This is a genomic window from Halorussus vallis, assembly GCF_024138165.1.
Lineage (GTDB): Archaea > Halobacteriota > Halobacteria > Halobacteriales > Haladaptataceae > Halorussus > Halorussus vallis.
On the sequence record NZ_CP100000.1, the window covers coordinates 3,688,209 to 3,700,074 of the forward strand.

13 protein-coding genes are annotated in these 11,866 nt (G+C 67.0%); 7 read left to right on the forward strand and 6 right to left on the reverse strand.

Features of this window, described 5'->3' with window-relative positions:
* The first annotated feature begins 27 nt into the window (after positions 1-27).
* From NGM07_RS18715 to NGM07_RS18725, 3 genes are all read left to right on the forward strand, one after another.
* Positions 28-222, forward strand: coding sequence for a DUF7331 family protein (locus NGM07_RS18715; RefSeq protein WP_253514419.1), 195 nt, complete (start codon positions 28-30; stop codon positions 220-222).
* A gap of 109 nt (positions 223-331) precedes the next feature.
* Positions 332-676 (forward strand): DUF7322 domain-containing protein, encoded by a 345-nt coding sequence (locus NGM07_RS18720; protein WP_253514420.1) that lies wholly within the window; start codon positions 332-334, stop codon positions 674-676.
* A 66-nt stretch (positions 677-742) separates the two neighbouring features.
* Positions 743-1,246, forward strand: coding sequence for a DUF7346 family protein (locus NGM07_RS18725; protein ID WP_368410220.1), 504 nt, complete (start codon positions 743-745; stop codon positions 1,244-1,246).
* A gap of 49 nt (positions 1,247-1,295) precedes the next feature.
* On the opposite strand, the gene rad50 is transcribed toward NGM07_RS18725, so the two are convergent.
* From rad50 to NGM07_RS18745, 4 genes are all read right to left on the reverse strand, one after another.
* Entirely contained in the window at positions 1,296-3,962 is a 2,667-nt protein-coding gene (gene rad50 / locus NGM07_RS18730; protein WP_253514422.1) for a DNA double-strand break repair ATPase Rad50, read from the reverse strand.
* Positions 3,959-5,491 carry a DNA double-strand break repair protein Mre11 gene (gene mre11, locus NGM07_RS18735; RefSeq protein WP_368410221.1) on the reverse strand — a complete coding sequence of 511 codons (1,533 nt, stop codon included), beginning with the start codon at positions 5,489-5,491 and terminating at the stop codon, positions 3,959-3,961. Before mre11 ends, rad50 begins: the two co-directional genes overlap by 4 nt.
* Positions 5,488-5,994 (reverse strand): DUF7966 family protein, encoded by a 507-nt coding sequence (locus tag NGM07_RS18740; protein WP_253514424.1) that lies wholly within the window; start codon positions 5,992-5,994, stop codon positions 5,488-5,490. The genes mre11 and NGM07_RS18740 overlap by 4 nt, the downstream gene beginning before the upstream one ends.
* 114 nt (positions 5,995-6,108) lie before the next feature.
* Positions 6,109-6,384 (reverse strand): MarR family transcriptional regulator, encoded by a 276-nt coding sequence (locus NGM07_RS18745; RefSeq protein WP_253514425.1) that lies wholly within the window; start codon positions 6,382-6,384, stop codon positions 6,109-6,111.
* Between the two features lie 172 nt (positions 6,385-6,556).
* Here NGM07_RS18745 and pan1 point away from each other — a divergent pair, with 172 nt between their 5' ends.
* Positions 6,557-7,771, forward strand: coding sequence for a proteasome-activating nucleotidase Pan1 (pan1, locus tag NGM07_RS18750; RefSeq protein WP_253514427.1), 1,215 nt, complete (start codon positions 6,557-6,559; stop codon positions 7,769-7,771).
* A gap of 143 nt (positions 7,772-7,914) precedes the next feature.
* On the forward strand, positions 7,915-8,730 hold the full coding sequence (locus NGM07_RS18755) for a lamin tail domain-containing protein (protein WP_253514429.1): 816 nt from the start codon (positions 7,915-7,917) through the stop codon (positions 8,728-8,730).
* 82 nt (positions 8,731-8,812) lie between these two features.
* Here NGM07_RS18755 and NGM07_RS18760 read toward each other — a convergent pair whose 3' ends face one another.
* Positions 8,813-8,950, reverse strand: a complete 138-nt coding sequence (locus NGM07_RS18760) for a hypothetical protein (RefSeq protein WP_253514431.1) — start codon at positions 8,948-8,950, stop codon at positions 8,813-8,815.
* A gap of 140 nt (positions 8,951-9,090) precedes the next feature.
* Positions 9,091-9,288 carry a DUF5800 family protein gene (locus NGM07_RS18765; RefSeq protein ID WP_253514433.1) on the reverse strand — a complete coding sequence of 66 codons (198 nt, stop codon included), beginning with the start codon at positions 9,286-9,288 and terminating at the stop codon, positions 9,091-9,093.
* Positions 9,289-9,384: 96 nt separating this feature from the next.
* Between NGM07_RS18765 and NGM07_RS18770 the strand changes: the two genes are divergently transcribed.
* Together NGM07_RS18770 and NGM07_RS18775 are read left to right on the forward strand one after the other, a co-directional pair.
* The gene (locus NGM07_RS18770) at positions 9,385-10,776 is read left to right on the forward strand and encodes a polymer-forming cytoskeletal protein (RefSeq protein WP_253514435.1); all 1,392 of its coding nucleotides are present in this window, start codon (positions 9,385-9,387) and stop codon (positions 10,774-10,776) included.
* Positions 10,777-11,017: 241 nt separating this feature from the next.
* On the forward strand, positions 11,018-11,866 hold the full coding sequence (locus NGM07_RS18775) for an electron transfer flavoprotein subunit beta/FixA family protein (protein WP_253514437.1): 849 nt from the start codon (positions 11,018-11,020) through the stop codon (positions 11,864-11,866).

The following is an 11,866-nucleotide window of genomic DNA, read 5'->3' on the forward strand; positions in this document are numbered from 1 at the left end:
ACACATACCATGGTCCGAGGTGACGCAATGTCCGACCACGCCAACCCCGGTGACGAGCTTGACAGTGCGGAAGCGGCGCTTCCCGAAGCGGACGAGGAGGCGGAGACGGAGAACGCCGTCGAGGCGTACGAGACGGAGGACGGGGTCGTATTCTACGACGCCCAGAATCCGCTGGCGTGGGTGAAGGCGACGAGCGCGCTCACGCTGAAAGAGCAGGCGTAACTCGCCGCGCGCCGGCCCGCGAGCGCGACCGTCGCGCCGGACGACCGACTTCGAACGGACGTCACGAACATCGAACGCTTTTTTCCCGTGCCTCGCGGAGGACTCGACAGTGCTGCCCGACGACCGAGCGCCCGAGGAGGCCGAGGCCGAACAGCGCGGGACCGACCTCATCCCGGACGACCCGGGCGAGCGGTTTCGGGAGAGCGACGACGAGACGCTCGGCCTCGAAGTGCCGAGCGTGCCGGAGTTCTCGGCCGACGACGCCGACCCCGAACTCCGCCGGCAGTTCTGGTCGCTCGTGTTGCTGTTCAACGTCGCGCTGTTCGGAATGAGCCTCGGACTGATGCTCGTGGGCTTCGAGGGCCGCCTGAAAGTCGGCGGGGCCATCTTTCTGGTCGGCCTCGTCGCCTTCCTCCGCGGGCTACGAGGCTACCGCAAAGTGAACGAGGACTGACGGTGCGCGGCACGCCGTCGGCCACCGGTCGCAAGGGCTAACCGCCAACGGCCTCAACGCCCGACCATGCGCACCGTCCGGGACGAAGACGGCACCGTCTACCTGCTCGTGAAGCGGTCGGGCGACTCCAGCAGGGTCCGGAACCCCGAAACCGGCGAGGAGACGTACCGCGACAACGCCGACCTCGAACCGGCGGAAGGCGTCTCGGCGCTCGAGACGGCCGCGACGGCCGTCCCGGATTCCGTCCGTCGACTCCTCACCGCCGTTCGCGACGAGCGCGGCCTCGGACTGCTCCTCGAACTCGACGGCCGCGGCCCGCTCTCCGTCCGATACCTGCTCGACGCGACCGACCTCTGCGAGAGCGACTTGCTCGGGACGCTCACCGAGTTCCGGGCGGCGGGGTTGATCGAAGAAGCGGACGTCGCCGGCGAACGCGGTTACGCGACGACCGACAGCGCCGCCTCGGCACTGTCGGTCGTTCGTGGGTCGGTCGCGTCGCCCGCATCGCCTGCGTCTGCAGACCCAGGCGATGCGGGTGACGCGGCCAGCGAAAACGACGAAGGCGACTGATTCCGACTGGCGACGTACCGCGACGACGGTAACGTACTACAACGACGGGTCAGTCGGCCGCTTCGAGGAGCGCGTCCCGGCGCTCGACCTGCGAGCGGTTCGTCACCGAGTTCTTCTCGACCCACACCACGTCGTCGGCCGCCCCGACCAGTTCGTCGTCGTGGCTCACGACCACGATCTGTTCGACGCCCAACTCGCGCATCGACTCGACGAGTTCGACCAACTGGGAGACGTGGCCCGAATCGAGGAACACCGTCGGCTCGTCCAGTATCAGCGGCGGCATCGGCGCCGACCCGTCGATGCCCTCCGCGAGGAGCCGGTAGATGGCACACCGCAGACTGAGGTTGAACAGCGCGCGCTCGCCGCCCGAGAGCTGTTCGGGGTCGAGCGGTTCGCCGTCCTTCTGGTAGACGGTGAGTTCGTACTCGCCGTCGAGTTCGATGCGCGCGTACGAGTCGTTCTGGTAGACGAGGTCGAACACCTCGTTCAGCATCTCTTCTAAGCTCTCGACGTTGCGCTGGCGGAGCTCCGCCCGGAGGTCGCCGTACATCCCCTCCAGTGACTCGGTTTCCTCGTGGAGTGATTCGAGGGCGTCGACCTTCTCGCAGATTCCGTCGCGACGGTCTCGGAGATCTTCGAGTTCCTGAATCTCGGACTTCACCCCGCCGATTCGGTCGATGAGTTCGTCGCGGTTCTCCCGGAGTTGCTCCAGTTTCGCGTCGACCCGCTCGATGTAGTTCTCGGCGCGCTCCCTGTCCTCGCGGGCGGTCTGGACCTTCTGTTCGTCGTAGGACTCGCGCAGTTCGGCCCGCCGGTCGCGCTTCTCGGCGAGGCGCTCGCGGCGCTGGTCGTTCATCTCTTCGAGGTGAGCGCGCTTCTCGCGGTGGCGCTCGACCTCGTCCTCGGCGTCTTCGACCTTCCGCCGGAGGGTCCGAATCGATTCGACGCGTTCGCGCTCGTCGGCCACCGCCTCGCGCTCGGCCTCCAGTTCTTTGACACGCTCGCGGTGGTCGTCGGCCTTCTCTCTGAGTTCCTCGGCGGCCTCGCGCTTATCGTCGACCTCCGATTGAAGTTCGTCTGCTTCGGCACGGAGTTCCTCGGCCTCCTCGCGCTTCTCGACGACGGTCGCTTCCCTGTCCTCGACCGACTCCTCGGCCAGTTCCCGGTTCTCGCACAAGCGCGCGACCTCGCTCTCGGCGTCGGCGAGCGCCTGGGCCCGCTCGACCGCCTCGGCGGCGGCGTCCCGCTCCTCGCGGAGGTCGTCGAGTTCCGCCTCCAGTTCCGCGACGCGCTCGCGGTCGTCGGCCAGCGTGTCGACGTGCGGGGAGTCCTCGACCGACTGACCGCACTCGGGGCACTTGCCCTCTTCGAGCAGTCGCTCGGCCTCGGCCACACTATCGCGGGCGCTCTGGAGGTCGGCCTTCACGTCCTGGATACGGGTTCGCAACTCCTCGCGCTTCTCGCGGCGGTCTTCGAGGGCCGCCTCGGCCTCGCCGAACTCGACCGAGGCGTCGGCGAACTTCTCGCGCTCGACCTCGATGTCCTCGTCCAGTCGCTCCAGTTTCTCGCGTCGGTTTCGGAGGTCGGCTTCGACCTCGTCGGCCTCGGTTTCGAGTTTCTCGGCGCGCTCGCGCTTCTCGGTCGCCTGCCGCTCGAAGTCGTCGGCCCGCTGGCTCAGGTTGTCGGCCTGATTGCCGAACATCTGGGCCTTCGTCTTCGCGTCGCTCAGTTCCCCTTCGAGTTCGTCGTCGGCCTCGCTCAGTTCGGCCAGCCTGTCTTCGACGGCCGACTCGGTCGCCGAATCGACGTCGGTGTCGGCGAGCAGCGCGTCGATTTCCGCCTCCAGTTCGTCGGTTCGCTCGCGGAGTTCCTTGATTCGCTCGCGGTGTTCGGTCCGCTCTTGTTCGGTTTCGCCGATTTCGGCCTGAAGCTCCTCGACGTCCTCGTCCAGGGAATCGAGTTCCTCGCGCTTAGCCTCGTAGGAGTCGAGCACGTCGACAGCCTGGTCGCGGGTCTGTTCGGCGGTCGCGCGCTGTTCCTCGAAGTGCTCGATCTCCTCCTCGGCCTGGCTCCGCTTCGATTCGAGGTCGTTGAGCCGCCCGTGGAGGTTCTGGGCCTCCTTGTCCGCTATCTGGTTCTCGATGTTCGAGAGGCCCCCGCGTTTGTCGTCCAGCACGCTCTTGACCCCGAGGCGGGCGTCGCTGGCGCGCTCGCGGTACTCCTCCAGTTTACCGAGTTGGAGGAGGTCGTCGATCATGTCCTGGCGCTGGGCCGGGGTCGCGTTGATGAGTTTGTTAACCTCGCCCTGCCGGACGTAGGCACAGTTGACGAACGCCTCCGAGTCCATTCGGAGGAGTTTCGCGATCTCTCGGCGGACGTCTCGGGCACCCTCGACGGTGTCCTCGGGCGTTTCGAGGACGCATTTGGCGGTGACCGCGCGTTCGCCGGTCGCGCGAATCCTGCGGTGGACGCGGTAGGAGCCGCCACCGTGGGCGAACCAGAGTTCGACCTCGGCGTCCTCCGCACCGATGGTCACCACGTCGTCGAGCGTCTTGTCGAGGGCTTTCGCGCCGTAGAGCGCGAAGAAGCACGCCTCTAACAGCGAGGACTTCCCGCTGCCGTTGAGGCCGTGGATGACCGTCACGCCGGCGTCGAGTTCCAGGTCGGCGTCGGCGTAGCACTTGAAGTTCTGCAGGCGGATGCGCTCGAACCTCACAGGTACTCCTCCATCGAGGACTGACCGTCACCGCCGGCGCTTTTTGCGCTTTCGGCGTTCTTGGCGCTTTCTGCATCCGACGCCGTCTCGTCATCGCCTGCATCGGCGCCCGATACCTCTTCTCCGTCGGACCCGGTCGCGTTCCCGTCGCCGTCCGCGGTCGGGGTATCTCCGGTTCCGGTGTCGACGGTCACCGTCTCTCCGTCACCGACGTCGGTCGCCGAGGTCGCGCCGCCGTCCTGGGATTCCGAATTCGACGCGTCGGTCGAGTCCACCGGTTCGGCGGCCGCAGTCGCGGTCGCCTCGGCATCGTTGGCGGCGTCGGCCGCGTCGTCGGTCACGTCGGCGGAACTACTGCTCTCGGGTGCGTCGGTCGCGTCCCCCGTTTCCTCGTCGTCGGGCGCCGACTCGAACGCCGAGAGGTCGCCGTCCTCGACCAGTTCGTCGACCCGCTTCTCGACCGACTCGCGGACGTTCGCGTCGGCGAGTTTGCTCGCCCGAACCGTCTCGTCGATGCCGCGGGCCGCCTCGCTCAGACCGAGGTCGCGCACGCGGTCGCGGACCGCCTCGTCGGGGTCGGCGAACGATACGTCGAGGGCCTCGCGCTCGTCGGACCGCTCGCGGCGGTCCATCACCCGGGCGACCAGCGCGCCCCGCTCCAGCGCGAACTCCTCGACGCCTGCGGGGGTCACGTCGGTGCCCTCGCCCTCGATTTCGACCACAGCCACGGCGTCTTCGAGGTCGTACTCCCGAATCGCCTCGCGGACGCGCTCGATGCCTTCGTCTTCGCCGAGGTCCACCTCGACGAACTCGAAGTTCCGGGTACTGTCGAGGCCCCGGCGGGTGATGGTGACCGTCTCGCCGTCATCCTCGAAGGTGACGATGTTGTAGCCGCGCTCCTCGCGCTCGGCGGTGCTGGTCCGCTCGGTCGACCCGCAGTAAGTGACCCAGGTGTCGGCGACCTCCTTGGTGTCCGGGATGTGGTTGTCGCCCAGCAGGAAGGCGTCGAAGTCGACGTTCGACTCGATCAGGACCTCCTCGGCGTCCCAGTCGCCGGGTTCGAACGGTTTGAACAGGCCGTGACCGACCAGCGCGGCGTGCGACCGGTCGTGGTCGGCGAACTCGTAGTCGAGCGCGTCGCGCTTGGATTTCGGGACGTGGTCGAGTCCGTAGAAGGCGGTGTCGCCGACGACCTTGGGTTCGTCGCCGAGCCTGGTCGCGAGGCCGAGCATCTCGAAGAGGTCGAGCCACTGTCGGCCACGGGTCCCCTCGTGGTTGCCGACGATGGCGAGGAACGGAACCCCGGCGTCCCTGAGTTTCCGGAGTATCGAGATGGTTCCGTGGAGGTCCCGGAGGTCGGGTCGCCGGTCGTGGAAGAGGTCGCCGGCGTGGACGACCGCGTCCACGTCGTCGGCGACGGCGTCGTCTACGACCTGTTCGAACGCCGCGAGGAAGTCGGCGCGTCGCTCGGGGGAGTGGTACTGCTGGTACCCGAGGTGGGTGTCCCCCGTGTGTATCACCCGTGTCATTCGTCCGTCCTTTGCATCCGGACCCTAAAGGCGTTCCGCGACGGGTTTCCGACCGGACTCGTCCGGTCGGACGACGCTCGCTCGTCCGGGTTCACCGACCGGGAGGCCGTTCCCTCGGCAAGTCGACGCGCTTCGTTCGTCTTGCTTCCCCGCCCCGATTCGCTCGTCTCGTTCGTCTCGCACGCCGCCCGGAACCGCTCGAAGGCGGCCAACGCGCGCTCGCCCGCACGGGCGAGTGTGCAATGGTTATCTGACCCCCGTTCCTCGCTTTCGCTCTCCCCTCGTTCTTCGGATTCTTCCTTCATCCTCCCCTCTTCGGCTCGCCGCGTCATCGTCTCGACGGCGCGTTCGAGCCGCGGCGTGCCGACTTCGTCGGCGAACGCCGCGGCGAGTTCCACGTCCTCGACGGCGCGGGTCGCCGCTTCGACCACGGCTCGCGGGCGATGGTCCCGGCCCTCCGCGAGGTGTGTCAGCTCTCGTTTGACCGCCGCTACGTCGGGCATGGCACGGAGTTGCTCCGGCTTCGGATAAAAAGGTTCGTCCGGAAGACGGTCCGATGGTCGCGGGTCGACGGTCGAGTGACGGTGCGTCGGCCCGTCACTCGACTTCGGGCAGTTTCACTCGAAGTCGAGCGTGTAGATGCGCTTGCGGGCGTCCGAAAAGGAGAATCGGGAGTCGACGAGCCCTTCGTCGTCGAGACGGGTCAGCGCGTATCGCACCGTGCGGTCGGGCAGCAGCGTCTCTTCGGCGATCTGACTCTGGGTCAGCGTGTCGTTGTACTCCAGGACCTTCGCGACCAGCTTGGCGCTCGGGGGCAGTTCGCGGATGGCTTCGGTGGCGTTCTCGCCCGTCAGGCGGCGTTCCTCGGTTCGGGCGGACTCGGATGCACTCATCGTACCTCACAGTACCGAATACAGACTAATAATATTTCCTCTTTAGAAATATTACCATCGAGAATCTTATCGGTCGCCGCGTCGTCGGATCCCGCCGCCGTACCGTGCGATAGTCTGACACTCGTCACACCCACCCGAAGCCTCTTATGAGGCTGGCACCTAGTCGGGCCTGATGACCGATACTGTGGAAGACGTCGATCTCCCCTACGACGAGGAGAGTGCGTCCCAGCAGGAGAAAATCGAGGCATTGCAGGAACGCCTCGAAGTTCTCGAATCGCAGAACGAGGAGATGCGCGACAAGCTTCTGGATGCGAACGCCGAGAACAACAAGTACCAGCAGAAACTCGAGCGACTGACCCACGAGAACAAGAAGCTCAAGCAGTCCCCGCTGTTCGTGGCGACCGTCCAGGAGATCACCGACGACGGCGTCATCATCAAGCAGCACGGCAATAACCAGGAGGCGGTCACCGAAGTGACCGACGAGATGCGCGAGGACCTCGACCCCGACGCGCGCGTTGCCGTGAACAACTCCCTGTCCATCGTCAAGACCCTCGACAACGAAACCGACGTGCGGGCCCGGGTCATGCAGGTCGAAGAGAGCCCGGAGGTTTCCTACGAGGACATCGGCGGCCTCGAAGAGCAGATGAACGAGGTCCGCGAGACGGTCGAGATGCCCCTCGAAAGCCCCGAGATGTTCGGCGAGGTCGGCATCGAACCGCCGAGCGGCGTGTTGCTCTACGGCCCGCCGGGCACCGGTAAGACGATGCTCGCGAAGGCCGTCGCCAACCAGACCGACGCCACCTTCATCAAGATGGCCGGCTCCGAACTGGTCCACAAGTTCATCGGCGAGGGGGCGAAACTCGTCCGCGACCTCTTCGAGGTCGCCCGCCAGCACGAACCCGCCGTGCTGTTCATCGACGAGATCGACGCCATCGCGGCCAAGCGGACCGACTCGAAGACGTCGGGCGACGCGGAGGTCCAGCGGACGATGATGCAGTTGCTCTCGGAGATGGACGGCTTCGAGGACCGCGGCGAGATTCGCATCATCGCGGCGACCAACCGCTTCGACATGCTCGACCGCGCCATCCTCCGGCCCGGTCGCTTCGACCGCCTCATCGAGGTTCCCAAGCCGAACCTCGAAGGCCGCGAGAAGATCTTCCGCATCCACACCCGCGACATGAACGTCTCCGACGACGTCGACTTCGACAAACTGGCCAAGGAGGCCGAGGACGCCTCCGGCGCCGACATCAAGGCCATCTGCACGGAGGCCGGCATGTTCGCCATCCGCGACGACCGCACCGAGATCACGATGGACGACTTCGAGAACGCCAAGTCCAAGATCGAGGCCGAGGACGAGGACGAAGAGATCTCGAAGACGTTCGCGTAATCGCCGCTGGGACGGCACCTCGTCGTACCTCTTTACTTTCCGTTTTCTCATCGCGTAGCCGTCGGCTCGTCCGTTCGTCGGTTTCGACGTAGCCCCGAACGGCTAAGCACCTCGGCGTCGCCCCCGAGGTAGGTGGGGAAACCATGGCCGAGCAACGTCCCTGGACGACGAAGACGACGACCGACCACGACACCGTCCGCGAGTGGGTCGAGGCCCGCGACGCCGTCCCGGCGCGCGCGACGCCCGGCGACGAGGACGACCGCGATGTCCTCCGCATCGACTCCCCTGAGCGCGACTCGGAGTCGGACGCGAACCTCGAAGCGGTTTCGTGGGACGAGTTCTTCGAGCGGTTCGAGTCGGCCGGCCTCGCGTTCCGCTATCGGGACGAAGAGCCGACCGGCGAGCGGAGCCACTTCCACCGGTTCGTTCGGCGCGAGGAGACCGGCGTCGCCGACGCGCCCGAGGCCGACGTGTCGGTCGTCGCGGTCGCGGCGACGGCGACGCCGAGCGACCGGCAGACCGACCCGGAGGACCCCGACCGCCCCGAGATGGAGTCGGCATCCGAGATGAACGTGGAGTCGCCGTCCGAGGGAGCCGACGCCGAGGCCGAGCGACGACCTGCGCTGACGGCCGGCCTCGTCGTGGACGAGATTCACGAGGACGCCGGGGGGTACGACCACTGGAACAAGAACGACGAGTACCTCGTCCTCCGCAACGACGGCGAGGAACCCCTCGACCTCGCGGGGTGGACCGTCGAGAACGACGACGGGAAGACCTACGAGTTCCGCGAGGAGTTCGGCCTCGACCCCGGCCGGACGGTCACGCTCCACAGCGGGTCGGGTGAGGACACCGACACCGACCGCTACTGGGGTTCGGAGCGTGCCGTCTGGAAGAACACCGGCGACGTGCTGACCGTCCGGGACGCCGACGGACGGCAGGTGATTCGCGTCTCGTACTGAGGAATCGGTCCGGTCGGTGCCGGGGCCTCGCCGGGTAGTCAGGTCGCGCGCCGCGCGCGACCTGACTACCCGACGAGCCTCCTCACCCGAGCGCGAGGAAGACGGCGTACGGAACCAGAAAGAGCAGGACGAACATCGCCAGCAGAATCGCGCCGTAGCCGGCGAGCGTCCCGAGCGCGGTCAGCCACGAGGGGTGTTCGAAGTCGGCGGAGAGGTTCATACTCGCATCGACGGAGCGCCCGGACTTAAATCCCTCTCCGACGGGGTGCCGTCCGGCCGGGCGGCACCCCGTCGGAATCGCGCACTCCGGTCGTCCCGCCGCGGCTATCTGCTCGTCTCGGTTGCCGAACTACCGCGACGTCATCGCACGATGTCGCCTATCTGACGGGCCTGGCCCTTCGTCTGCGGGTTCTCCTCGACGATGCGCAGCACCTCGTGGTCGGTCACGTCGAAGTACGACTTGCCGGTCGCGCCCTCGATGAGGTCCTTCGAGAGGCGGAACTCCGTCCCCTGGTACACCACGTCCACGCCGTCCTCGTCGAACGCGAGCGTCGTCATACGACCGGGTATGGCCCTGCCGTTTAAAAACCCACAGAACGCGACCGACGAGCGTCTGACGGAGATTTATATACTCGGAGCGGAAGTACTCCGCCTGTGCCGCTTCGCTCCGACCCACTCGACGAACTCGCCATCCCCGACGGGACGACCGTCGAGGAGCACGACCTGGTGACCGACGGCGACGTAATCGTCGGCGGCCAGAGCACCGTGGAGTTCGGGGTCCGGGGCCACAACGTCATCGCGGGCGAGCGCGTCACCTTCGGCGGCCACATCGAAGCCGAGTCGGACTGCCGACTCGACATGTGGTCCGAAGTCGACGGCGAGGTGCTGGTCGGCCGCGACGCCTACCTCGGCGAGCGGGTCCACATCGCCGGCCAACTGATGGTCAGCGGCGACCTCGACATCGGCGACGACGTCGACATCGACGAGGGGTTCGAGGCCAACGGCTGGATCGTCATCCGGAACCCGATGCCGACCATCGTCTTCCTGTTCGCGTACCTCTCGCAACTCCTGCGCATCGGCGAGGAGGAGGCCGCCGAGGAGGTCGTCTCTGAACTCTTAGAGAGCGACGCCGACGCCGACCCCGCGGTCATCCCGCGGAGCGCCCACGTCAGCGACGACTCCTGGCGGGTTTCGACGCCCGCGACCATCGGCGACGACTGCCGACTCCACGGCAACATCCGCGCCGAGTCCATCGCGGTCGGCGCGCGCAACGACGTGTTCGGGAGCCTGCGCGCCCGCGGCGACATCACCATCGAGGAGGACACGGTCATCCATGGCGACGTGACCACCCGAAGCGGGACGGTGGAACTCGCCGACGACGTCGAGATTCGCGGCGACGTCTCCTGCGAGGACCTCCAGTTCCACGAGGGCGCGGTCGTCGACGGGACGATGCGCGCCGGCGGGGAGATGACGATGGTCCAGGCCGGGACCGCCCACCGCATCGCCGCCGACGGCGACGGCGGGCGCAACCGGGAGGACCACGCGAGCGACGCCGAGACGGGAGCCGACGCCGAAGAAGACGCCGACGCCGAGACGGAGGCCGCCCCCGAAGAAGAAGACGCCGATGCGTCGGACGAATCGGAAACCGCGAGCGACCGGTCCGACGCCGACAGTGCCGACGCGCCGGACGACGACGAATCGACGGAAGCGAACGACGGGGACGCCGAAGCCGTCGAGGACGACACCCACCTCGAAGACGACACCGACCTCGAAATCGAGGACATCGAGTCCGAACTCGCGGGCGACGAAGACGAGGACGAGGAAGACGAGGTCGAAATCGTCGAAGCTGACGCCGACGCCGAGGACGACCCGGCCGTCGAAGCCGACGCCGACGACGCTGACCCCGTCGACCCCGCCGACGAGGACGCCGAGATTCTGACCGACGGCCCCGAAGACGCCGCCGACGCCGCCGACGAGAGCGACGAGGCTCACGCGGAGTCGTTCGAGTTCGAAGGCGAGCGCGGAACCGTCGAGAGCGAGGACTGAGTCCGGCCTCGAACGCCCGAAACCGTTCTTCTACCGTCGTACCCCCCGCGGTTACGCCGTTTGTCTGTCGAGTCGCAGGTCCGCGACGCGAAGTGTCGATTCGCCGAGGGCACCCCGAAAGTTCGACGTTCGAAGTTCTCGCCCGCCGGAAGCCGTTACGGTCGGGGTTAATGTAATAAAGATTGGGCGTGATGTACCGTACGAGCATGGGAGAGAGACTCATTCGTGTCAGGTGGTGCCAATGCACTCGGTAGTGCTGACGAAGGGCGTCCCGGACTTCCGGGAAGGGCAGGTTTCGTTCGACGAGGACGGCCACCTCGAACGCGGCAAAACGCCCACCGTGATGAACCCCAACGACGCCTTCGCGCTGGAGGCGGCGCTCCAGACCAAGGTCAAGCGCGGCGGGCGGGTGAGCGTGATGAGCATGGGACCGCCGGGCTACGAGGGCGTGCTGGAGGAGGCGATGGGCGTCTACGCCGACGACCTCTACCTGCTGTCGGACCGGGAGATGGCGGCGGCCGACACCTGGTCGACCTCTATCACGCTGTCGGCGGGCATCGAAAAGCTCGGCGACCCGGACCTCGTCGTCGCGGGGTTCAAGACCGCCGACGGCGAGACGGGCCAGACCGGCCCGCAGACGTGCTGGTGTCTCGACCGCCCCATCGTCACCCACGTCATCTCGATGACCGTCGACGAGGACGAGGGGCGACTCCGGGCGAAGCGACTCGTCGAGGGCGACGTCGACGAGATAGAGACGGTCGAGTGTCCCCTCCCGGCGTTCGTGGTCACCGACCCCGAGTTCGAACCGTCCTACCGGCGGGCCGAACACCGACTCCGCCACAAGCGCCTCAAGGAGGAGACCGAGGAGCGCGTCGAGAACTACGAGGACCACCTCACCACGTGGAGCGCCGAGGAACTCGACCTCGACCCCGATTTCATCGGCCTCGACGGGTCGCCGACCATCGTCTCGTCGGTCGACCCCATCCCGAAGGCGCCCTCCGAGCGCGAGGCCACGATGATCGAACCCGGCGACGACGAGGGGATGTCGGCGCTGGTCGACGAGATGACGCCGCTGGCGGGGGGTGACTGA